Origin of the sequence: Bacteroides sp. AF39-16AC (genome assembly GCF_003602735.1) — a bacterium.
GTDB lineage: Bacteria > Bacteroidota > Bacteroidia > Bacteroidales > Bacteroidaceae > Bacteroides > Bacteroides uniformis.
In genome coordinates, this window is the sequence record NZ_QTLN01000023.1 from 44,806 (window position 1) to 67,559 (window position 22,754).

The following is a 22,754-nucleotide window of genomic DNA, read 5'->3' on the forward strand; positions in this document are numbered from 1 at the left end:
ACTTTATAGCTTTCCAAAGCGTTACTAGTACATAAACCATTTTAAGAAAAGGAATAAATTATGAAAAAAGTTATAGACAAATCAGACAGCAGAGGTCATTCCCTATATGATTGGCTTGACAGCCACCACACCTTCAGTTTCGACGAGTATTACAATCCCCGCCGGATGAATTTCGGCGCCTTGCGTGTACTGAACGACGACCGTGTGGCTCCGGGAAAGGGCTTCGGCACACATCCTCATAAAAATATGGAAATCATCTCCATTCCCCTGAAAGGGAAACTGAAACATGGGGACAATCATCAGAACAGCCGCATCATCATTCCGGGAGATATACAAACCATGAGCGCCGGCACCGGCATCTACCACAGCGAAATGAACGGCAGTGACACTGAAGCGGTAGAATTCCTGCAAATCTGGGTGATGCCCGAAAAGCTGAACACACCACCCGCATACCAGGACTTCGACGTACGTCCACTCCTGCGCAAAAATGAAATGGCACTAATAGTATCCCCTGACGGCGATGCTCCTGCCAGACTGCTACAACAGACCTGGTTTTCTATCGGTGAAATAGAAGCCGGAAAGAAGATTGACTACCACATGCACCAATCGCATTCCGGTGCATACATCTTCGTAATGGAAGGTGAAGTCAAAGTGGACGGCACAATACTCTCACGCCGTGACGGAATGGGAGTATACGAAACCGGCAGTTTTGAGCTGGAAACATTGAAAGACTCTCACATTCTCTTCATAGAAGTACCGATGTAGCGTGCTTTTGCATAAAATAACAGCTTAAACCGGAAGTTTGTGTAGCGTTTTTTGTAATATTGCGCTATAATTCAATCCGTAAATGAAACTTGATTACATCTACCATAGCGGCTTCGCGATTGAAGCGGACGGAGTGACGGTCATTATCGATTACTATAAAGATTCCTCGGAAGAGGTTTTCAATAAAGGTATCGTGCACGACTATCTCTTGGAAAAGCCGGGCTTACTCTACGTACTATGCTCGCATTTCCATCCCGACCACTTCAATCGCGAAGTTCTTTCATGGAAAAAACTGCGGCCCGACATCCGCTACATATTCTCCAAAGACATCCTGAAGCACCGCCGCGCCTCAGCGGAAGATGCCACCTACATCAATAAGGGCGACACCTACGAAGACGAACATATCCGTATCCAGGCCTTCGGTTCTACCGATGTGGGTATCTCCTTCCTGATAGACCTGCAGGGCAGACGGCTGTTCCATGCCGGTGACCTGAACAACTGGCACTGGAGCGAGGAATCTACTCCGCAGGAAATACGCAAGGCCGAAGGTGACTTTCTGGCCGAAGTGAGAGAGCTGCAGCAAACTGCACCTGCCGTAGATGTAGCCATGTTTCCGGTGGACAGCCGTATCGGAAAAGATTATATGCATGGAGCAGAACAATTCGTGGAACGAATAAAAATCACTATATTTGTACCGATGCACTTCAGCGAAGATTATCAGGGAGGCAACGCCTTCCGGCAGTTTGCCGAGAGCAAGGGATGCCGCTTTCTGAGCATTGCACACCGTGGTGAAAGTTTCGAACTCCCCAACTTGTAGCCCATAATTCGTAAATTAATAATTAAAACACATACTATTATGAAAAATTTGACACAACTTCTTTTTACACTGTTTTGCCTTTGTTTGCCGGCCATGCTGCAGGCGCAGGATAAGGACGACAGTAAATATCTGGCCGGTGCTGTTCCCGAGGTGGACGGCAAAGTGGTATTCACCAAAGAGTTCAGCATCCCCGGCATGTCTCAGGATGAAATCTACGAACGTCTGCTCGGCTGGATGGATGCCCGTCTGAAAGAGAATGAAAATACCAGCCGTGTAGTATTCTCAGACAAAGAGAAAGGACAAATTGTAGGTATCGGGGATGAATGGATTGTATTCAGTTCTACGGCTCTGTCATTAGACCGTACCAAAATCCTTTACCAGCTGACTGTGACCTGCCAACCCGAAAAGAGCGTGCTCGAAGTAGAAAAGATACGGTTTAACTACCGCGAAGGAAAAGAAAAATATACCGCCGAGGAGTGGATTGTAGACAAGTATGCCTTGAACAAGGCGAAGACCAAACTGGTACGCGGACTTGCCAAGTGGCGCAGAAAAACCGTAGACTTCGTTGATGACCTTTGCCTGGGAGCAGCAGAAGCATTGAGCGCCACCACTGCCAAAGCTCCGGTAGAAGAAAAGAAGGAAGAAAAGAAAGAGGTGAAAGCTGTCGTCAATTCCGGTCCGACGGTAATCACCCCGAAGAAACAAGTTACCGTGGAACCTGCCCAGGCTGCTGAAAAGGCATCCGAAGGCGTCGTGAAAGATGCCCAAGTCATCGAAGTGCCCCAAGTCAAGAAACCTGCCGCACTGGTTCCTGCCCAAAAGAGCCAGCAGCAAGAATACAAGACCATAGCCCCCGAGCAATTGTCAGCCGATGCCATCCAGACCGGAGCAGGCAAATTGGTTATCGTCATCGGCCAAGAGCCTTTCAACATGACCATGATGACAGCAAACTCCGGAGGTTCTTTGGGCAAAGTCAACGGCAAACCAGTTGTATTCAGCATACTGTCGCCCGACCAGCCGTATGAACAAATGGAAAAAGCAGAAAGCTATACCATCCGTTTCTATCCTACGGGACAGACAGAGCCTACGGTCATTCTGGAATGTAAGAAGCAGCCTTCACCGGCAACGATGGAAGGTATGCCACGCACGTATGTAGGCGAAATTCTGAAAGCAATGGTCAAATGACCGCACACGCAGACTGTAAATTGTAAATAATCAAATCAGGAATAAACAAATGGAAATAAAAAGTAAATTCGACCATTTTAATATCAATGTCACCAACCTGGAACGTAGCATCGCATTCTACGAAAAGGCACTGGGCCTGAAAGAACATCATAGGAAAGAGTCGTCCGACGGCTCTTTCACTCTGGTCTATCTGACCGACGGCAGTACCGGCTTCCTGCTGGAACTGACCTGCTTGAAGGAGCACCCACAAGCCTACGAATTAGGAGAGAACGAGAGTCACCTCTGCTTCCGCGTATCCGGCGATTACGACGCCATACGCCAATACCATAAGGAAAACGGATGGGTATGCTTCGAAAACACTGCAATGGGACTGTACTTTATCAATGACCCGGATGACTATTGGATTGAGGTATTGCCGGAGAAATGATATTTTACATCACTAAAACAACGAAATATATGAGTATAGAAGAAGCGATGATGGGTGGTATTGTCTTCAAAGGCAAAAAGGACAAACCTAAAGAAGAAAACAAGATAAAGACCAAAGCCAAGAAGAAAACCTACATTACCGGGCAACACGGTTCCGCCTCAGCCAAAATGAAAGCAGAAATCCGCCGCAAACGCGCTAACAGACATAAGAAATGATAAATACAGCCTTATTGCCTGCCGACAAGGACCCGATGGGCGCAGCCATAGCCGATTACTTTAAACGGCATAAAGCCGACCGCCTACGCGTGTTCTCTTCACAATTCGATGAGGACGAAATTCCCGTCGAAGAGCTATTCCGCACAGAAAAGCAAATGCCCTTGCTGGAGCGTACTGCTCTGCAAATGGCGACCGGAAAGATTCTGGATGTGGGTGCCGGTAGCGGTTGCCATAGCCTTACCCTGCAAGAAGCCGGAAAAGAGGTCCATGCCATCGACATTTCCCCGCTTTCCGTGGAGGTGATGAAGCAGCGAGGTGTGCGTAGCGTATCACAAACCAATCTGTTCAATGAACAGTTTGCCGATGAATACGACACTATCCTGATGCTGATGAACGGTTCCGGCATTATCGGAAAGTTGGAGAATCTGCCTGATTTTTTCCGGAAGATGAAGCTGCTGCTCCGGCCTGGAGGCTGCGTTTTAATGGATTCCAGCAACCTGAGCTATCTGTTCGAAGAGGAAGATGGCAGTATTGTTATCGACCTTGCCGGTGATTACTACGGAGAGGTAGACTTCCAGATGCAATACAAGAATGTCAAAGGCGACTCCTTTGACTGGCTCTACATCGACTTCCAGACCCTGAGCATCTATGCTGCCGAAAACGGCTTCAAAGCAGAACTGGTGAAAGAGGGTACACATTATGACTATCTTGCCAAACTGTCCCGACAAGCATAAAATGAAGTGCCCCCTAAAGGTTAGACAAAAACTTTTAGGGGGCACTTCGTTTTTTTATATCTTGCCTATGCCTGCTATTCAGAAAGCATTCCGTCAATCTCCTTCACCAGAGAAGCAAATTCTTCAGGGTTATACAAACGTGTCAGCTTCACAATACGCCCTTCCTTATCAATCAGGACATTGCGTGTGATACCTGCCTTGCGAAGCGCATACTTCGCAAATATATCCGCTCCCGGGTCCAGACCCAAAGGATAGGTCACTCCGGTTGACTTACCAAAAGCAATCACTTTCTCCAACGGCTCGTCACGGTCAATGCCAATCAGCATAAAATCCGGATTCGACTTATGCTTCAGCCATATATCCTTCTCAATGAAAGGCATCTCCTTACGACATACCCCACACCAACTCGCGGTAAACTGCAACATGACCACCTTCCCACGAAGTTCCGAAAGGGTAATGCTTTTCCCATCCGTCAGCTTCACTGTAAAATCAGGAGCCATCTCCCCTACCTTAACGATGTAACCGGTACTGTCCGCCACTACATCCTGTGCTTTGCCTGCCATGCTGCACATAGCAAACAGACAGAAAATCAGAAATCCAACTTTTTTCATTTTATTCAATCTTTAATAAGTAAGCTGTAACTATTCAGCGAATGATATTTTATAGAATGGGCAAACAATTCCCTATAACAAAAAACTCCGAAACACTTTTAAAAAGCAGTTTCGGAGTTTTATTCTTCGAGGTACCTGGCAGATTCGAACTGCCGTACACGGTTTTGCAGACCGCTGACTAAGCCACTCATCCAAGGTACCGGTTCTTACAAGAACTCTTTATTTCTTGTTTGCGGATGCAAAGGTAGCACTTTTTTTGAAACTACCAACTATCCGCAACAACTTTTCTTCTTTTTTTTCGTCACTCCACTGCACTCCGCACGCTTCTTATCATATAAATTCTTTAGTTCACAGCCACTTGCACAGCTATCACACGGATTACCATTTTCTTTGACCCGATGAAAAAAAGAATAAATACTCATGCCAATCCGCACAGCGCAGAGCAACAACAATAAGGCTACTACCCACTCCTGCCAACTATTCATCATAAAAACAGACCTCCTATCTGATAAATTGCAAAAGACATCAGCCAGGCCAGCGCAGTAGTATAAAGCCCCGCAAACACGGCCCACTTCCAACTGCCCGACTCCCCTTTAATGGCTGCCAACGTGGCGATGCACGGAAAATAAATCAGCACAAACACCATGTAACCGAAAGCCACCAGGGGCGTTATCGGAATGCGTTCACCCAAGCTTACGGCATCTGCCTCGGCATCGTCGGCATAAAGCACTCCGAGCGTGCTTACCACCAGCTCCTTGGCGCCCACGCCGGAAAGGATGCCGATGCCCAGCTTCCAGTCGAATCCCAACGGTTCGATGACCGGTTCCATGGCTTTACCAATCCGGCCGATGTAGGAATTCTCCTGCTGTTCCGTCACACTTTCATATTCATCGTGGTTGGGATAATATCCCAATGCCCAGATAACGATGGATGCCACCATAATGATGCCTCCCATCTTGCGGAGATACTGCGCCCCCTTCTCCCACGTATGGCGGAAGATGGCCTTGGACGTCGGCATACGATAAGGCGGCAGCTCCATGACAAACGGCGTATCGTCTCCTTTCACCAGAAAGCGGCAGAAAAGACGTGCCATGACCACTGCCAACAGAATGCCGATGGCATAGATTACTAACAGCACAAAGCTCGCATTGTTCGGAAAGAAGGCGCCTACCAGCAATAAATAGATGGGTAGACGGGCGCTGCACGACATCAGCGGATTGATGAGCATCGTCACCAGACGGCTCTTGCGGTTCTCAATGGTACGCGAAGCCATAATGGCGGGCACATTACACCCAAAGCCCATAATCAGCGGAATGAAAGACTTTCCATGCAGCCCCATTTTATGCATAATCTTATCCATAATGAAAGCGGCACGTGCCATATAGCCCGAGTCTTCCATCAAGGAAATAAAGAAATAGAGCAACAGAATATTCGGCAGGAAAACAATGACACCGCCCACACCTCCGATAATACCATCCACCAGAAGGTCCTTCAGCGGTCCTTCGGACATTTTGTTGCGTATCAGGTCGCCCAATTCGCCTACCAGCCATTCAATCCCCTGCATAGGATAGTCGCCCAGCACAAAGGTGCCTTCGAACATCAGATAAAGGAAAAGGAAGAAAATGGGATAACCCCATACACGGTGAGTAACGATTGAGTCTATGATTTGAGTAGTGCGCGACGTATCCTGATGATTGTCCACATAGGTCTCGCGCAGGGCACCGGCTATAAAACCATACTTGGCATCGGTGATGGCCTGCTCGCTCTCCTCGTTCACCACCTCGGCAATCCGTGCCTCTTCCCGGTCGCGGACGGCAAGAATCTCCTTTCCATTGGGCAACTCTTCCACAATCTTTTTCAAGTCTTCGTCGTTCTCCAGCAACTTGATGGCAAGGAAACGCGTGGAATATTTGTGGCGGATGTTCTCATTGACGCTGATGACGCGCTTCACCTCCTCAATGCTACGTTCCAGCTCGGGACCGTGATTGATATGGATATGACGGTAGAAGCCACGCGGCTGTTCTATCTCTTCTTTATGGCTGCCGAAGTCATGGTCGGGAACATACTCCTGATGCCAGCTGCGAAGGTCACTCAATATCTCGCTGCGCATCCTGCCCTTATGGTCGAGGAAGTCGCCGCCTTCGTAAATATTGATAATCACATGGAACAGCTGTTCAATGCCTTTTCCGCTACGGCTGACCGTAGGCAACATCGGAACTCCGAACAACTGGCTGAGCTTTACATAGTCCAGCGTGTTTCCACTGGCTTCCAGCTCATCGTACATGTTCAGTGCAATCACCATGCGCACGTTCATATCAATCAGCTGGGTGGTGAGATAGAGATTGCGTTCCAGGTTGGAAGAGTCCACAACATTGATAATGATATCCGGCGTTTCATTGATAATGTGCCGGCGGACATAGATTTCTTCAGGGGAGTAGGCCGAGAGGGAATAGGTTCCGGGAAGGTCGACAATACGGAAGTGGTAGCCTTGGAAATCAAAATACCCCTCCTTGGCATCTACCGTAACGCCACTGTAATTGCCCACATGCTCGTGCGAACCGGAAGCGATGTTAAAAAGAGAAGTTTTACCACAGTTGGGATTTCCCACCAAAGCTACATTTATGGTGCGGCGTTTGCCGAGGGCCAGTTGCTTCAGCTCATCTTCGCCCAGATGCATGTTTTCGCCCAACCCCTCGTGGTAATCGGGCTGCACAGCCTGCTCCTTAGCTTCCTGCTCACTGATAATCTCTATCATCTCAGCCTCCTGCCGACGAAGAGAAATCTCATATCCCATTACTTTGTATTTGATAGGGTCACGTAACGGAGCATTCAGCAAGACCTCCACTGTTTTACCTTTAATAAATCCCATTTCCACAATCCGTTTGCGGAAACCACCGTGTCCCAGCACTTTTACGATTACACCTTTTTCACCGGTATTCAATTCGGACAAACGCATAGTCTTTCTGCCTTTCTTTTCTATTTTGGGGGCAAAGATAATACTTATGTACGCAAGGCACAAATAATTTAGAATGTTTTTAAATAAGAGACACTAAACAATAATGCCCAGAAGGCAGAACACTACTTCCAGAGATACTAAATCGTAACTTCACCACACCTTTGTTCTTTTCTTTCCACAGCCGTGGAAAGAAAAGAACAAAGGTGTGGTATGCATAAAACACAGCTGTGGTAAGATTAGCTTTTAGCAAATACGACCTTAGCCGATAGAGATTCTGAAAATAGATACTTGCAGATATGGCAATAAAAATCGTTTGCACTATCTTTGCACCACTCTATAGTTGAATATGCAGAAGGTAGTACAATACATCGAGCGCCACAAGCTCTTCTCGCTGGACGACAAGATACTTGTGGCACTGAGCGGCGGGGCGGACTCCGTGGCGTTGCTGCGCCTGCTCCTCAGCCTGGGATACACATGCGAAGCCGCCCATTGCAACTTCCATCTGCGCGGAGCGGAATCCGACCGCGACGAGCACTTTGTACGCCAACTCTGCCTGGAGCACCGGGTGACGCTGCACACCGTCCACTTCAACACGGAGCAGGAAGCAAAGGAACGGCATATCTCCATCGAAATGGCTGCAAGGGAATTGCGCTACGCGTGGTTCGAAAAAACAAGGGAAGCATGCAGTGCAGCTGTCATTGCCGTCGCCCACCATCAAGATGACAGTGTAGAGACATTGCTGCTCAATCTGATTCGCGGTACCGGCATCAACGGATTGCGGGGTATACGCCCCCGAAACGGACATATAGTCCGCCCCTTGCTCTGCCTGGACAGAAAGGAAATCGTCGGTTATCTGGAAAGTATCGGGCAAGCCTACGTGACGGACAGCACCAATCTGCAGGACGAATATACCCGCAACAAAATACGCTTGAACCTGCTTCCCATGATGCAGGAGATAAACCCCTCCGTCAAGGAAAGCATCCTCAAAACGGCAGAGCATCTGGACGATGCCGCCTCTATATATAATATAGGTATAGAAGAAGCCAAACTGCGAGTCAAGACACCGGAAGGCATAAGTATCGGCGCCCTGAGGCAAGAAGCGGCACCGGAAACGGTCTTATTTGAAATTCTGCATCCGCTTGGATTCAACGCCGCACAAGTAAGGGACATCTGCCGAACATTGGACGGACAGCCCGGCAAAGTCTTTACTACCCCCGGCTGGCGTGTCATCAAAGACCGCGGCTCGTTGTTGATAGAGCCCGTACAAGAAGCCGTAAAGCCCTTATTGGAAATAAAAGAACATCCCTATACACCGGATTTCATGATTCCACGCGACAAAGCTACTGCCTGCTTTGATGCCGACAAACTCCAGCATCCCCTCTCGCTACGCCTTTGCAGGCAGGGAGACAGTTTCGTGCCCTTCGGCATGAAAGGCCGGAAGAAAGTAAGCGACTACCTGACCGACCGCAAGTTCTCCATTCTGCACAAAGAACGGCAATGGGTGCTTTGCTGCGGAGATGACATCATCTGGCTGGTGGGAGAACGGGTGGACAACCGTTTCAGAATAGACGAAAGAACCCGGAAAGTGCTGGTCGTATCAACCACCGACCAGTAGCCATCACAGAATGATTCTGTCCTCCTTCTGTTTCTTGAAGCAATCGGAAAGCAATACGGCAAACGGCGTGTCATACGTGCGCGCCTTCTGCGGACAGCCTTTCACACAAGCACAACATTTGATGCATTTCTCTGCAACCGTATTACACTCGTCTCCTTTTATAATGGCTCCTGCAGGACAATGCTTCACGCAATATCCGCAATGCGTACAACGTTCCGCATCTACTTGCGGAGTGCGGGGCATAGGCACCCCACTCTTACGCAACTTGACGACTCTGCGCAAAAAGCGGAGCAACGGGAAGAAAGGCTGGCGCGGACGCTGGATACGGGTCACATCCACCCCATACAGTTTCTCCATATCTTCGGCCGCTGCTATTTTAGCACGTATCTTTTCACCAAAAAGCTTTGCATACTCCAAGTCGTCCGCATCCGGACGTCCGGCCGCCACCGGATATTTCTCACTGCTATAAGAATGCTCGCCTACAAACGTGGCGCCTGCAATTACCTTGAAGCCCAACTTCGTGACAAAAGCATCCAATTCCACCAAAGCCTTCTCATAGGCCCGGTTGCCGTAAACCACCACAACCACGGCAGGTGCACCGTCAGCATGAAGCTTCTTCATTCTCTCCAATGCCAAAGGAGCCACATGACCGCCATATACGGGCACCGTGATGACCGCCAAAGCATGAGAAGGCACCTCCCTTTTACCCGCCGCCTCCAAGGTGAGGTCCACTTTGGAGACAGACGAAATTCCCGTTCCGTGAACAATTGCCTCTCCCACTTGTTTAGAGGTACAAGTAGGTGAAAAAGTTATCAACTGTACTTCATCTATATTCATAAACCAATCCTTCATGTTGTTGTTAATACAGCAAAGATAAAGTTTTAAATTTAAAAAAAAGATGATTTGTTTATGAAACCAAAAATATTTATTACCTTTGCACCGTTGAAACATTCTGCGACTTCTTGCTGTGGCGAGAATTGTTTATCAGATTTCCGGTTCAATAATAAATATCCCATATAAATCATATATCACAAGGTAAACTTGCCCAAGTTGCTTCCTACAACAACTGTAACTGTGCACTTATGCCTTTCAATAAAAGTAAATTTTAAACCATTCACATATATACTGTATGTATAACATCATTCAACTGAACGACAAAAATTTGTCGGAACTACAAACTATTGCCCAAGAACTGGGTATAAAAAAAACAGACTCACTCAAAAAAGAAGAACTTGTTTACAAGATACTTGACGAACAAGCTATCGCAGGCGCTACCAAGAAAGTTGCCGCCGACAAGCTGAAGGAAGAGCGTAAAGGGGAAAAGCAAAAACGCTCGCGCGTCACTGTCAAGACCGTAAAAAAGGAAGGTGCCGACAAAGTGTTCTCAGCCAATAAAAACGGAGACCTCACCAAAGCCAAAACAGAGGAAGCACCGGCTGCGAAAGAACAACCCAAAACTGTGGAAGCACCCCAAGAACCGACCATAGAAGCTGCAACGCCGGCGCCAGCCAAAGAAGCCGCCGCACCCAAACGCAAACCGGGACGCCCCCGCAAGGTAAAGGAAGAGACTGCCGCACCCCAAGCAACGGAAACCCCGAAGGTTGCCGAACCGGAATTGAACTTCGAGGCTAAAGCTCCGAAAACGGAACCCCAAGCGGAAGCTAAAAAAGTGGAAGCTAAAAAAGCCGTGAAGAATATCGTACCGGACGAAAGCCCTATCCTGGCCGAAGCGGCAGATGACTTCATCCCCATTGAAGACCTCCCTACGGAAAAAATAGAATTGCCATCCGAACTTATCGGCAAATTCGAAGCGACCAAAGCGGAAACTCCCGCCACTCCCACTCCTGCCGCTGCCCCAGCCGAACCGCAACAGCCACAACGCCCGCGCCTCCGCGCCCGCGACAACAACAACCCATACAATAACAACAACAATAACAACCGCAACGGTGGCTATAACCAACAGCGCCCCGTGCAGCAGCGCCCTGCACAACCGTATAACAACGGAGAGAACTATCCCGCCGCTCCGGAACGCAAACCCGTAATAGAACGCGAGAAGACGTACGAATTCGATGACATCCTCACCGGAACCGGTGTACTGGAAATCATGCAGGATGGCTACGGCTTCCTCCGTTCCTCCGATTACAACTATTTGTCCTCACCGGACGATATTTACGTATCACAATCACAAATCAAATTGTTCGGCCTGAAAACCGGTGATGTGGTAGAAGGCGTAATCCGTCCCCCGAAAGAAGGCGAAAAGTACTTCCCGCTGGTAAAAGTATCCAAAATAAACGGACGTGACCCGGCTTTCGTACGCGACCGCGTACCGTTCGAGCACCTCACCCCCCTCTTCCCGGACGAGAAGTTCAAGCTTTGCAAAGGCGGATACTCCGACTCTATGTCGGCCCGTGTCGTAGACTTGTTTGCCCCCATCGGCAAAGGTCAGCGTGCCTTGATTGTAGCACAGCCCAAAACCGGTAAGACCATCTTGATGAAAGACATAGCCAACGCCATTGCCGCCAATCATCCGGAAGTCTACATGATTATGCTGCTCATCGACGAACGCCCGGAGGAAGTTACCGACATGGCGCGTACCGTCAATGCGGAAGTAATCGCCTCTACCTTCGACGAACCGGCAGAACGCCACGTGAAGATTGCCGGCATCGTCCTTGAAAAAGCAAAACGCATGGTGGAATGCGGACACGATGTTGTCATCTTCCTCGACTCCATCACCCGCCTGGCACGTGCCTACAACACCGTATCCCCGGCTTCCGGCAAAGTGCTTTCCGGTGGTGTGGATGCCAACGCATTGCATAAGCCCAAACGCTTCTTCGGTGCAGCACGTAACATCGAGGGCGGCGGTTCACTGACCATCCTTGCCACTGCCTTGATTGACACTGGCTCAAAGATGGACGAGGTTATCTTCGAAGAATTCAAGGGTACGGGTAATATGGAGTTGCAGCTCGACCGCAACTTGTCCAACAAGCGTATCTTCCCGGCTGTCAACATCGTTGCCTCCAGCACCCGCCGCGACGACCTGCTGCAAGACAAGCAGACACTGGACCGCATGTGGATTCTCCGCAAGTACCTTGCCGACATGAATCCGATAGAAGCCATGGACTTCGTAAAAGACCGTCTGGAGAAGACCAAAGACAACGACGAATTCCTGATGAGCATGAACAGTTAACAACAACTGCATACAGATATTGTACAAAAGCTTCCATTTACGTTCATAAACGTAGGTGGAAGCTTTTTTTATATCCGTTTTTTCATACATTTGCCACCATACAATAACCTTGAACAAATAAAATCCAAATCTGATGAAAACGATTCACTCTTTTATGGGAATGGCATTGTGCAGCTTTCCGGTAATGGCACAGCAATCGCCCAATTTTCTTATTATTCAATGCGACCATCTGACCCAGCGGGTAGTAGGCGCATACGGTGCCGACCCCAGCTGCACTCCACCTATAGACCGAATTGCCTCCCAAGGTGTAACATTTGCCAACGCATACGTGGGATGCCCCCTCAGCCAACCGTCACGCGCTGCCTTATGGAGCGGACTGATGCCGCATCAAACCAATGTACGTTCCAACTCGGCCGAACACATCAATCCTCCGCTGCCCGACAGCATTCCGACCCTGGGAAGCCTCTTCACCGCCAACGGTTATGAGGCCGTCCACTTTGGCAAAACCCATGACATGGGTTCCCTAAGGGGATTCCGCCACAAGGAACCGGTTGCCAAGCCCTTCACCGACCCCGAATTTCCCGTCAACAATGACAGCTTTCTGGATGTAGGAACCTGCGAGGATGCCGTGGCCTATCTCAGCAATCCACCGCAAGAACCTTTCATCTGCATAGCCGATTTCCAAAACCCGCACAATATCTGCGGATATGTAGGCGAAAATAAAGGGGAGCACATAGATAGCCCCATCAGTACCCCACTCCCGCTACTACCCGAAAACTTTGAAGTGGAAGACTGGGAAAAACTTCCGTTGCCCATTCAGTACATCTGCTGCAGCCACCGGAGGATGATGCAAGCCGCCCACTGGAACGAGGACAATTACCGGCACTACGTCGCTGCCTTCCAGCATTACACGCGGATAGTGGCCAGACAGATAGAGAGTGTACTGGAAGCCCTCTACTCCACTCCCGCCGGCAAAAATACAATTGTCATTGTACTGGCAGACCACGGAGACGGAATGGGGTCACACCGCATGGTAACCAAGCAGGTCAGCTTTTACGAAGAAATGACAAATGTGCCCTTCATCATAGCCGGTCCCGGCATTCATCCCCGTCAAAAACCGGTGGAAGATTTACTGACCCAACCTACTATCGACCTGCTGCCCACTCTCTGTGAACTGGCAGGCATTCCGGTGCCTTCCTCCAAGCCCGGCATCAGCCTTGCCCCTTTTCTGAAAGGCGAGAAGCAAAAGAGACAGCACCTCTATGCAGCCTCCGAATGGCACAGTGAATACGAAGTGACCGTCAGCCCGGGACGGATGATACGCAGTCCCAGATACAAATACACACACTATCTGGAAGGCAACGGGGAAGAACTGTATGATATGCTGAAGGATAAAGGAGAAAGACGAAACCTTGCCCATGACCACAAATACTCAAAGATTCTGGCCGAGCACCGGGCACTGCTGGACGACTACATCCGCCGCACACAGGACGACTACCGAAGCCTGAAAGTTGAAGCCGACAAGAGATGGCGCAGCCACGCACCGGGATATCCCAACCACGAAGGACCCTGCGCCAGAGACATTATCAATAGAAAGTAAGCAAAAAGAACTAAAAAAAACAGAATAATATAGATGATTATCAGTGCCTTGACCGGCACTTCCATTCTTTTCGCCCATCCCGCTGCAAGTCTTCAATAATATTCTGCTTCAAAAGAAGGCAGTTAAAGGGATTTTTTGTACTTTTGCGCCTCAATAAGAGTAATTTGTAATTTAGTAATTGTAATTAGATACTATGTTCGATAATTTAAGCGAGAGACTTGAAAGGTCGTTTAAAATTTTGAAAGGTGAGGGCAAAATCACCGAAATCAATGTTGCGGAAACCCTGAAAGACGTACGTAAGGCACTTTTGGATGCCGACGTGAACTATAAGGTAGCCAAAAACTTCACCGATACCGTTAAGGAAAAAGCCTTGGGACAAAACGTGCTGACAGCCGTTAAGCCCAGCCAGCTGATGGTAAAAATCGTACACGATGAACTGACCCAGCTCATGGGCGGCGAGACTTCTGAAATAAACCTCGACTCCAAGCCTGCCATTATCCTAATGTCCGGTTTGCAAGGCTCTGGTAAAACAACTTTCTCCGGAAAGCTGGCCCGCATGCTGAAGAGCAAGAAGAACAAAAAGCCGTTATTGGTGGCTTGTGACGTGTACCGTCCTGCCGCTATCGAGCAGTTGCGTGTACTGGCTGAACAGATTGACGTACCGATGTACTCGGAAGCGGACAGCAAAAATCCGGTAGCCATTGCCCAAAATGCCATCCAAGAAGCCAAAGCCAAAGGTTACGACCTTGTAATTGTCGATACAGCCGGTCGTCTGGCAGTGGATGAGGAGATGATGAACGAGATTGCCGCCATCAAGAAGGCCATCAATCCGGACGAGATTCTGTTCGTAGTGGATTCAATGACCGGTCAGGATGCAGTGAATACCGCTAAGGAATTCAACGAACGGCTCGACTTCAATGGTGTAGTATTGACCAAACTGGATGGTGATACCCGCGGTGGTGCCGCCCTTTCTATCCGTTCGGTGGTAAACAAGCCCATCAAGTTTGTAGGTACCGGTGAAAAGCTGGATGCCATCGACCAGTTCCATCCCTCACGTATGGCCGACCGTATTCTCGGTATGGGTGACATCGTATCTTTGGTGGAACGTGCGCAGGAACAATATGACGAGGAAGAAGCCAAACGCCTGCAAAAGAAGATTGCCAAGAACCAGTTCGACTTCAACGACTTCCTGAGCCAGATTGCACAAATCAAGAAAATGGGTAACTTGAAGGAACTTGCCTCCATGATACCGGGCGTAGGCAAAGCCATCAAGGATATAGACATTGACGACAATGCCTTCAAGAGTATTGAAGCCATCATCTACTCCATGACTCCGGAAGAACGCAGCAATCCGGCCATTCTGAACGGTTCACGCCGCCAGCGCATTGCCAAAGGTAGCGGTACGAATATTCAGGAAGTAAACCGCCTGCTGAAACAGTTTGACCAGACCCGCAAGATGATGAAGATGGTCACTGGCAGCAAGATGGGTAAGATGATGCCGAAACTTAAAAGATAAGATAACAGCCTATGACACTGATTGATGGAAAAGCAATTTCAGAGCAAGTAAAGCAAGAGATTGCAGCAGAAGTAGCCGAGATAGTGGCTCGTGGGGGTAAACGCCCGCATCTGGCCGCTATTCTTGTAGGACACGATGGAGGTAGCGAAACCTACGTTGCCGCCAAAGTAAAGGCATGCGAAGTTTGCGGATTCAAGTCCTCACTTATCCGCTACGAGGCAGACGTTACCGAAGAGGAGCTGCTTGCCAAGGTACGCGAATTGAACGAGGATGCGGATGTGGACGGTTTCATCGTACAGCTTCCCTTGCCCAAGCATATCTCCGAGCAGAAAGTGATTGAAACCATCGACTACCGCAAGGATGTGGACGGCTTTCATCCCATCAATGTGGGACGGATGTCCATTGGCCTTCCCTGCTATGTATCCGCTACTCCCAACGGTATCCTCGAACTGCTGAAGCGCTATCAGATAGAGACTTCAGGCAAGAAGTGCGTGGTGTTGGGACGCAGCAACATTGTAGGCAAGCCCATGGCTGCCCTGATGATGCAGAAGGCTTATCCCGGCGATGCCACAGTGACCGTATGCCACAGCCGCAGCAAAGACCTGGTAAAGGAATGCCAGGAAGCGGACATCATCATTGCTGCGTTGGGACAACCGAACTTTGTTAAGGCGGAAATGGTCAAGGAAGGTGCTGTCGTTATTGATGTAGGTACTACCCGTGTGCCCGATGCCTCCAAGAAATCCGGGTTCAAGTTGACCGGTGATGTGAAATTCGATGAAGTAGCTCCTAAATGTTCATTCATTACCCCCGTACCAGGAGGCGTAGGTCCGATGACTATCGTTTCCCTTATGAAGAATACATTGCTCGCCGGCAAGAAAGCAATCTACCAATAACAACGTAATGAAAACGCTCGCCGTCTTCATGGCTGTCTTACTGTATAGCGTAACCCTTTCCTCCCAGGAAAGGATTACGCTATTATTTGTCGGTGACCTGATGCAGCACCAGGCACAAATAGACGCAGCACGTGTATCTGAAGGAAAATATGACTACTCCTCCTGCTTCTCCCTCATAAAAGAGCAAATATCCCAGGCAGACCTCGCCATAGGAAATCTGGAAGTCACATTGGGGGGCAGGCCCTATCGGGGCTATCCTATGTTCAGCGCCCCCGATGAATATCTTCAGGCCATAAAGGACGCCGGATTCGATATTTTACTGACAGCCAACAACCACTGTCTGGACCGTGGAAAAAAGGGAATGGAGCGTACCATACAATTACTTGACTCCTCCGGTATTCGTTACGCAGGCACCTACAAGAATCTGTCGGAGCGCAGGCAACGCTATCCCCTGTTCATCAACAGAAACGGCTTTCGCATTGCCCTACTCAACTATACTTACGGCACCAATGGTATCAAGGCTACCTCTCCCAATATCGTAAACTATATTGATAAGAATACCATCCTGCAAGATATCCAAAGTGCCAAGGCACGCCAACCGGATGCCATTATTGCCTGCATGCATTGGGGAGAGGAATATCAGTCCCTTCCCAACCGTGAGCAACGCGAACTGGCCAACTGGTTGCTCCAACAAGGCGTAACACATATTATCGGTTCACACCCTCACGTCATTCAACCGATGGAACTACGTACCAATGGTACCGAACAGCACATCATAGTCTACTCCTTGGGAAACTTCATTTCCAATATGAGCAAGGCCAACACTGACGGCGGCCTCATCTTCACTTTGCAGTTGGAGAAACATCCTCTCCCCCAACCCATCCGTCCCTCTTACACCGGTCAGAGTCAGACGCCTCTACCAGACTCCAATCCTCTGCCTTTTCCATACTGTCGTGTTTCCTATTGTGGATATAATCTGGTCTGGACCGGCCGGCCGGAACTTACTAAAGAAAAAAATTACATTCTTTATCCTGCCAGTTTTCCTACAGAACATTTAACGCCGGAAGCTCGTAAACACCTGAAAATCTTTGTCAAAAGCTCTCGAAAGCTGCTCCAGCAGCACAATATAGGTATCTACGAGAAGAAAAAATAATGCAGAAATCTCAAAAATTTTCGTCTCATTCTTTGCAATATTAAAGATTATCCCTATCTTTGCACCGCATTTAAGAAATGCACTAACATGGTGGCTGTAGTTCAGTTGGTTAGAGCGTCAGATTGTGGTTCTGAATGTCGTGGGTTCGAGTCCCATCTGCCACCCGCAAAGAAGAGGAAATTCGAAAGAATATTCCTCTTCTTTTGTTATTGTCCAAACAATCCCCCAAAGGGAGGCAACGTGGAATCAATGTAAAAAATTGTAGGGATACTCCTCACAGAGTATCCCTACATCATAGGAAGGAATCAATTACCTAAACCAGTCCTTGTACAAAAGAGTTTACTTTCTCAAAATGTTCAAAATAGCTGGAAACTTATTCCGATATTTTGCATTCTGTATCAATCACACTTAATAGCACTTCCTTCCTTACTTTATCAAGCCAGTGATAAGATAATCCGTTATCACCTTATAGAAATAAGAATACAAAAGAAATATTTCATCTTTCAAAAACCATTCTATACCAACACTCTACTATTTTCGATTTCCGTCATGCAAATATAACCCTTTTTGTTTATACGAAAAGCAAAATCAGTTATCTTTGCAAAGATGAAACTCAATTAAACATGAAAATTCTTTGGATAGACCTCAATAGCTCGTATGCACACTCTTCGTTGGCACTCCCTGCACTGCACGCACAAATAGCAAAGAACAATTCCGTAAAATGGGAAATCGTATCTGCCACCATCAATGAAAACGTAGGAATGATTGTCGACGAAATATACCGGCACCAACCCGACATCATTGCCGCAACGACATGGTTGTTCAACCACGAACAACTGTTGCACATCACAGCGAGATTAAAAGCATTGCTTCCCAATAGCTGCTTCATCTTGGGCGGACCTGAATTCTTAGGAAACAATGAAGACTTTCTGCATAAAACCCCTTTCATCGACTGTGTATTCAGGGGAGAGGGAGAAGAAGCATTCCCCCAATGGCTGTCTTGCTGGAACCAGCCGGAAAAATGGAACAGTATTCCGGGACTCTGCTATATGAATCCTCAAAAGCAATATATAGACAACGGCATAGCCCGTGTACTTAACTTTTCCCGGCTCGTACCACCGGAAAACAGCTGTTTTTTCAACTGGAGCAAACCATTCGTACAACTGGAGACTACCCGAGGCTGTTTCAACACATGCGCATTCTGCGTCAGCGGTGAAGAAAAACCGGTGCGCACACTGTCCATTGAAAGTATCCGTGAACGCCTTCAAATTATCCACAGTCATGGAATAAAAAACGTACGCGTCCTCGACCGGACCTTTAATTATAATCCGCGCCGTGCTAAAGAATTACTGCAACTTTTCCTGGAATTCAACCCGGACATATGCTTTCACTTAGAAATACACCCTGCACTATTATCCGAAGAGCTGAAAAATGAATTGAAAAGGCTACCTAAAGGATTGCTCCATCTCGAGGCCGGTATTCAAAGCCTGCGCGAACCGGTCCTCCAGAAAAGCCGTCGGATGGGAAGCCTGGAGGACTCACTGCAAGGTCTTCGTTTCCTATGTTCCCTACCCAATATGGAAACACACGCCGACCTCATTGCCGGCTTGCCTCTATACCGCCTATCCGAAATATTTGAAGATGTGCGTACACTTGCCGGATACAATGCCGGCGAGATACAGCTTGAATCCCTAAAGTTACTTCCCGGCACAGAAATGAGAAGAAGAGCGGAAGAACTAGGCATCCGATATTCTCCTCTCCCCCCTTATGAAGTGCTTCAAACAAATGAAATCAGTGTCAACGAGCTTCAAACAGCCCGGCAACTGTCACGTCTTCTGGATGGATTCTATAACACAACTGCTTGGCAAGCCATCACCCGCAAGCTGATTCTGGACGACAACGACTTCCTACGTCGCTTTCTGGAATTTTTAATCGATAAAAATCTTATAGACCAGCCCATGAGCCTGGAAAAGCGAGGCCTCGTACTCTATGAATTCTGCAGTATGCATTATCCGGCCTATAAAATCATGGTCACCATTGCCTGGATAGAGGCAGGCATGTCATTAAAGAAAAAACCAGCAGAGAAAGTCAAGACCAAGCGCCAGATGCCACCGGAATATTGGGAAGTCATCTATGGAAACTACAAAGAAAGCCTCCGCTTATGTTTTCTACCCATTGACGACAATACCCAAAATGGTTATTGGTTCGGCTTCGAATCGGAAATACAAAAAGCAGAACCAGTATTCAAAGCCAAAGGAATAATGGAGAGGTGTCAAAATACACAATCACCGCAGATTAACACAGATAAAAGTTCTTGATTATCAGAAATTCTATAGCAATCTGTGTAACCTGCGGCGAGTTATGCCCTCATTTCTTCTCCTATCCGCAGTGGAAATACTTTTCGACCAGTTTCAGCATCTCCTCCGGACTGTCTTGTATCTCTGCACGCAAGGTTCTATCCTCGTAAGAACGCAGTTTGGAAATAACCCCATCAACCATTGCAGGACTGAACACATGATATTGCTCAAAGACAGCACGCTGTCTTTCCAAACAATCGGCAGAAGCGGCACAACTGTCAGGAAGCTGTTCCAGTTGTTTCAACTTATCTTCATTTTCTTTCTTGTGGATATTTACATTGACATATGTTTTTTCTGCAATTCCTAAAGCATCGTCTATCTCAAATCCATAACGGCAAGCTACAGCAAGTCCGGCAATCAATTGATACAAATCGGCCGAACCGTCAGGCGAACGCATTTCCACCGTCTGTTTCTGTGTAGTATCATAATGACTTGGGGTCTCCAACGGATTTGCCAACATGCACATATCCGTTTTTGCCGACCAGCCCAACGGAACGCGTACCAATACCGAACGGTTGCGGTCGCCCCAGCAAATGTTGGTCGGTGCTTCCTGATGAGGAACCAGACGAAAATAGGAAGTAGGATTTGTATTACCGAAAGCCGTAATGGAAGAAGCCAGCTTCATCATGCCCGCAATGGCCTTACGGGCTGTTTCAGAAAGTGCCCCATCTTTCAGCATCTGGTTCTGCCCGTCCTTCATGATACGCATATGTATATGTAATCCGGAACCGGCTTTTCCTGCCGTGATTTTCGGTGCAAAAGTAATGTTATATCCATACTGGCTAGCCAGATTACGAATAACCCATTTTGCTATCACCAGTTGGTCAGCAGCCTCCTCGGCACGCACCGGCAGGAACTCTATTTCATTCTGCTCATAAATCTTATCGTCCAGCGTAAAATTACCGACTTCAGAATGCCCATACTTTATCTGTCCGCCTGCCTGCGCAATATATGACATACATTCCGTACGGAAATCATTGAACTTGGCATAAGGGGCCGATTCGTGATAACCACGCTGGTCGGTAGCCGGGAACAATCCGTCATTTTCAGAAATGACATAATATTCCAATTCTCCCATAGCCTGAAATTCCATCCCCGTAACCGTAGTGAATGCCTGACATGCCTTACGCAGGGTATATTCCGGAGAACTTTCCAGCGGTTCACCATCCTTATTGAAATAAGAACAGAGCATTGACAGTGTGGGCAATTCAGAAAAAGGGTCTATAAAAGCGGTCCGGAAACGCGGCACTACATACAAATCACTGCTACCGGCCTCTATAAACGGAAACAAGCTGGAACCATCTACGCGTTCACCACATGTAAGTATGGCATCAAGGTATGCTTCATTATTGATGACAAAGTTCAGTGTCTTCAGTCTCCCGTCTGCCGCAGGATACATGAAGTTCACCATACGAATGTCGTTCTCCTTTATATAGGAAACAATGTCTGCTTTCGTAAATTCGGAAGCCGGTTTTTGAAGGGCAGCCACCAATAGATTGGGGCTCATGGATAATTCCTGGTTCATAATACGCTGATTGTTTTTAGTTTTCTATATGGTTAACAAAACACATGCAATTTTCTGTCACAATAAAAAACTGCTGTTTCGCAAAGATACTAAAAGTTGTATCAGAAAAAAAACAAACAACCTAAATCTTATCAGAGAGCCTCAACCTTTTCCGTCGTATCCCCACTTCACGTAAATAGCCCCCCAAGCAAATCCTGCTCCGAATGCTGTAAAAATCAGTTTATCCCCCTTTTTCAGCTTATCCTCGAAATCCCATACACACAATGGAAGCGTGCCGGCACTTGTATTTCCATACCGTTCTATATTGACCATTACCTTTTCGGGAGATACTCCCAAGCGTTGCGAAACTGCAGTAATTATACGCATGTTTGCCTGATGGGGAATCACCCAGTCAATGTCCTCCTTCGCCAAGTGATTCCTCTCCATGACCGCCTCACAAGCATCCGCCATATTGGCCACAGCATATTTAAAGACTGTACGTCCTTCCTGATAAATATAATGCATCCGATTGTCCAGTGTATAGTAAGATGGAGCACATACGGAGCCTCCCGCTTTGATATGTAAAAAGGGCAGACCTTTCCCGTCTGTTCTCAATACGGCATCCATTACTCCCATATCTTCCCGGGTGGGTTCCAGCATGAAAGCGGCAGCACCGTCACCAAAAATCGGACAAGTGGCACGATCGGTATAATCAATCACCGACGACATTTTATCAGCCCCTACTACAATGACCTTCTTGTATTTTCCCGAACGGATAAAATTGGCTCCAGTTTCCAATGCATACAAAAAGCCACTACAAACAGCCTGCATATCAAAAGCAAAAGCATTCTTAAGCTTTACTCTCTCACATAATATGGATGCTGTTGAAGGAAAATGATAATCGGCCGTTGTAGTGGCCACAATCACCAAATCAATATCATCAGGATTAGATTTTGTACGTTGCATTAATTGTTTTACAGCTTTACGGGCCATAAACGAAGTCCCCAATCCTTCTTCGTGCAAGATACGTCTTTCCTTTATACCGATACGCCCCATTATCCACTCATCTGTCGTATCTACCATTTTGGATATTTCTTCATTGGTCAGAATATAGTCAGGAACATACCCTCCCACTCCCGTAATTACTGCATTTATTTTCTCCATTAATTCTATCTAGTTTAGTATTGGAATCGGCTCAAAGATAATATTCTTAAAACGC

General features: G+C 47.7%; 19 protein-coding genes and 2 tRNA genes. 14 read left to right on the forward strand and 7 right to left on the reverse strand.

The window, feature by feature from the left end; translation table 11 throughout:
- Positions 1–60 precede the first annotated feature (60 nt).
- The 6 genes from DW039_RS16470 to DW039_RS16495 all read left to right on the forward strand — a co-directional run bounded on the left by DW039_RS16470 (position 61) and on the right by DW039_RS16495 (position 4,143).
- Positions 61–765: a pirin family protein gene (locus DW039_RS16470; RefSeq protein ID WP_120129886.1), complete on the forward strand. Its 705-nt coding sequence runs from the start codon at positions 61–63 to the stop codon at positions 763–765.
- 82 nt (positions 766–847) lie between these two features.
- Positions 848–1,582: an MBL fold metallo-hydrolase gene (locus DW039_RS16475; RefSeq protein WP_120382142.1), complete on the forward strand. Its 735-nt coding sequence runs from the start codon at positions 848–850 to the stop codon at positions 1,580–1,582.
- 39 nt (positions 1,583–1,621) lie between these two features.
- Positions 1,622–2,767: a DUF4468 domain-containing protein gene (locus DW039_RS16480; protein WP_117866756.1), complete on the forward strand. Its 1,146-nt coding sequence runs from the start codon at positions 1,622–1,624 to the stop codon at positions 2,765–2,767.
- Between the two features lie 49 nt (positions 2,768–2,816).
- Positions 2,817–3,194: a VOC family protein gene (locus DW039_RS16485; RefSeq protein WP_025834860.1), complete on the forward strand. Its 378-nt coding sequence runs from the start codon at positions 2,817–2,819 to the stop codon at positions 3,192–3,194.
- A gap of 29 nt (positions 3,195–3,223) precedes the next feature.
- Entirely contained in the window at positions 3,224–3,409 is a 186-nt protein-coding gene (locus DW039_RS16490) for a hypothetical protein (protein WP_008664928.1), read from the forward strand.
- The gene (locus tag DW039_RS16495) at positions 3,406–4,143 is read left to right on the forward strand and encodes a bifunctional 2-polyprenyl-6-hydroxyphenol methylase/3-demethylubiquinol 3-O-methyltransferase UbiG (protein ID WP_120382143.1); all 738 of its coding nucleotides are present in this window, start codon (positions 3,406–3,408) and stop codon (positions 4,141–4,143) included. Before DW039_RS16490 ends, DW039_RS16495 begins: the two co-directional genes overlap by 4 nt.
- Positions 4,144–4,217: 74 nt before the next feature.
- Here DW039_RS16495 and DW039_RS16500 read toward each other — a convergent pair whose 3' ends face one another.
- From DW039_RS16500 to feoB, 4 genes are all read right to left on the reverse strand, one after another.
- Complete coding sequence (locus DW039_RS16500; protein WP_016274283.1) at positions 4,218–4,754, reverse strand: TlpA disulfide reductase family protein; 537 nt, start codon at positions 4,752–4,754, stop codon at positions 4,218–4,220.
- Positions 4,755–4,883: 129 nt separating this feature from the next.
- Positions 4,884–4,955 (reverse strand) — tRNA-Cys (locus tag DW039_RS16505).
- A gap of 68 nt (positions 4,956–5,023) precedes the next feature.
- Positions 5,024–5,239, reverse strand: coding sequence for a hypothetical protein (locus tag DW039_RS21330; RefSeq protein ID WP_370293441.1), 216 nt, complete (start codon positions 5,237–5,239; stop codon positions 5,024–5,026).
- Positions 5,239–7,710 carry a ferrous iron transport protein B gene (gene feoB, locus DW039_RS16515; protein ID WP_044468424.1) on the reverse strand — a complete coding sequence of 824 codons (2,472 nt, stop codon included), beginning with the start codon at positions 7,708–7,710 and terminating at the stop codon, positions 5,239–5,241. Before feoB ends, DW039_RS21330 begins: the two co-directional genes overlap by 1 nt.
- 346 nt (positions 7,711–8,056) lie before the next feature.
- Here feoB and tilS point away from each other — a divergent pair, with 346 nt between their 5' ends.
- Positions 8,057–9,325: a tRNA lysidine(34) synthetase TilS gene (gene tilS, locus DW039_RS16520; RefSeq protein WP_120382144.1), complete on the forward strand. Its 1,269-nt coding sequence runs from the start codon at positions 8,057–8,059 to the stop codon at positions 9,323–9,325.
- Between the two features lie 3 nt (positions 9,326–9,328).
- Here the strand turns inward: tilS and DW039_RS16525 are convergent, their stop codons facing one another.
- A complete protein-coding gene (locus DW039_RS16525; RefSeq protein ID WP_057089127.1) occupies positions 9,329–10,162 on the reverse strand; it encodes a 4Fe-4S binding protein in 834 nt (277 codons plus the stop codon).
- A 292-nt stretch (positions 10,163–10,454) separates the two neighbouring features.
- Here DW039_RS16525 and rho point away from each other — a divergent pair, with 292 nt between their 5' ends.
- The 7 genes from rho (at position 10,455) to DW039_RS16560 (ending at position 19,992) form a co-directional block, all read left to right on the forward strand.
- On the forward strand, positions 10,455–12,512 hold the full coding sequence (gene rho / locus DW039_RS16530) for a transcription termination factor Rho (RefSeq protein WP_035448870.1): 2,058 nt from the start codon (positions 10,455–10,457) through the stop codon (positions 12,510–12,512).
- 133 nt (positions 12,513–12,645) lie between these two features.
- Positions 12,646–14,112 (forward strand): sulfatase, encoded by a 1,467-nt coding sequence (locus tag DW039_RS16535; RefSeq protein ID WP_165853117.1) that lies wholly within the window; start codon positions 12,646–12,648, stop codon positions 14,110–14,112.
- A 193-nt stretch (positions 14,113–14,305) separates the two neighbouring features.
- A complete protein-coding gene (ffh, locus tag DW039_RS16540) occupies positions 14,306–15,628 on the forward strand; it encodes a signal recognition particle protein (RefSeq protein ID WP_119957799.1) in 1,323 nt (440 codons plus the stop codon).
- An 11-nt stretch (positions 15,629–15,639) separates the two neighbouring features.
- Positions 15,640–16,521, forward strand: a complete 882-nt coding sequence (gene folD, locus DW039_RS16545) for a bifunctional methylenetetrahydrofolate dehydrogenase/methenyltetrahydrofolate cyclohydrolase FolD (protein WP_009038180.1) — start codon at positions 15,640–15,642, stop codon at positions 16,519–16,521.
- A gap of 7 nt (positions 16,522–16,528) precedes the next feature.
- Positions 16,529–17,674 carry a CapA family protein gene (locus DW039_RS16550; protein ID WP_120382146.1) on the forward strand — a complete coding sequence of 382 codons (1,146 nt, stop codon included), beginning with the start codon at positions 16,529–16,531 and terminating at the stop codon, positions 17,672–17,674.
- A 90-nt stretch (positions 17,675–17,764) separates the two neighbouring features.
- Positions 17,765–17,838 (forward strand) — tRNA-His (locus DW039_RS16555).
- A 459-nt stretch (positions 17,839–18,297) separates the two neighbouring features.
- The gene (locus DW039_RS16560) at positions 18,298–19,992 is read left to right on the forward strand and encodes a B12-binding domain-containing radical SAM protein (RefSeq protein WP_120382147.1); all 1,695 of its coding nucleotides are present in this window, start codon (positions 18,298–18,300) and stop codon (positions 19,990–19,992) included.
- A 61-nt stretch (positions 19,993–20,053) separates the two neighbouring features.
- On the opposite strand, the gene DW039_RS16565 is transcribed toward DW039_RS16560, so the two are convergent.
- A complete protein-coding gene (locus tag DW039_RS16565) occupies positions 20,054–21,556 on the reverse strand; it encodes a glutamine synthetase family protein (protein WP_005832480.1) in 1,503 nt (500 codons plus the stop codon).
- A 141-nt stretch (positions 21,557–21,697) separates the two neighbouring features.
- A complete protein-coding gene (locus DW039_RS16570) occupies positions 21,698–22,699 on the reverse strand; it encodes a beta-ketoacyl-ACP synthase III (protein ID WP_008664940.1) in 1,002 nt (333 codons plus the stop codon).
- Between the last annotated feature and the right edge of the window lie 55 nt (positions 22,700–22,754).

Bases quoted from the DNA above. Each gene is read 5' to 3' on its own strand.
- DW039_RS16470 (WP_120129886.1), top strand. From the start codon at position 61: ATGAAAAAAGTTATAGACAAATCAGACAGCAGAGGTCATTCCCTATAT.
- DW039_RS16475 (WP_120382142.1), top strand. From the start codon at position 848: ATGAAACTTGATTACATCTACCATAGCGGCTTCGCGATTGAAGCGGAC.
- DW039_RS16480 (WP_117866756.1), top strand. From the start codon at position 1,622: ATGAAAAATTTGACACAACTTCTTTTTACACTGTTTTGCCTTTGTTTG.
- DW039_RS16485 (WP_025834860.1), top strand. From the start codon at position 2,817: ATGGAAATAAAAAGTAAATTCGACCATTTTAATATCAATGTCACCAAC.
- DW039_RS16490 (WP_008664928.1), top strand. From the start codon at position 3,224: ATGAGTATAGAAGAAGCGATGATGGGTGGTATTGTCTTCAAAGGCAAA.
- DW039_RS16495 (WP_120382143.1), top strand. From the start codon at position 3,406: ATGATAAATACAGCCTTATTGCCTGCCGACAAGGACCCGATGGGCGCA.
- DW039_RS16500 (WP_016274283.1), bottom strand. From the start codon at position 4,754: ATGAAAAAAGTTGGATTTCTGATTTTCTGTCTGTTTGCTATGTGCAGC.
- DW039_RS21330 (WP_370293441.1), bottom strand. From the start codon at position 5,239: ATGAATAGTTGGCAGGAGTGGGTAGTAGCCTTATTGTTGTTGCTCTGC.
- feoB (WP_044468424.1), bottom strand. From the start codon at position 7,710: ATGCGTTTGTCCGAATTGAATACCGGTGAAAAAGGTGTAATCGTAAAA.
- tilS (WP_120382144.1), top strand. From the start codon at position 8,057: ATGCAGAAGGTAGTACAATACATCGAGCGCCACAAGCTCTTCTCGCTG.
- DW039_RS16525 (WP_057089127.1), bottom strand. From the start codon at position 10,162: ATGAATATAGATGAAGTACAGTTGATAACTTTTTCACCTACTTGTACC.
- rho (WP_035448870.1), top strand. From the start codon at position 10,455: ATGTATAACATCATTCAACTGAACGACAAAAATTTGTCGGAACTACAA.
- DW039_RS16535 (WP_165853117.1), top strand. From the start codon at position 12,646: ATGAAAACGATTCACTCTTTTATGGGAATGGCATTGTGCAGCTTTCCG.
- ffh (WP_119957799.1), top strand. From the start codon at position 14,306: ATGTTCGATAATTTAAGCGAGAGACTTGAAAGGTCGTTTAAAATTTTG.
- folD (WP_009038180.1), top strand. From the start codon at position 15,640: ATGACACTGATTGATGGAAAAGCAATTTCAGAGCAAGTAAAGCAAGAG.
- DW039_RS16550 (WP_120382146.1), top strand. From the start codon at position 16,529: ATGAAAACGCTCGCCGTCTTCATGGCTGTCTTACTGTATAGCGTAACC.
- DW039_RS16560 (WP_120382147.1), top strand. From the start codon at position 18,298: ATGAAAATTCTTTGGATAGACCTCAATAGCTCGTATGCACACTCTTCG.
- DW039_RS16565 (WP_005832480.1), bottom strand. From the start codon at position 21,556: ATGAACCAGGAATTATCCATGAGCCCCAATCTATTGGTGGCTGCCCTT.
- DW039_RS16570 (WP_008664940.1), bottom strand. From the start codon at position 22,699: ATGGAGAAAATAAATGCAGTAATTACGGGAGTGGGAGGGTATGTTCCT.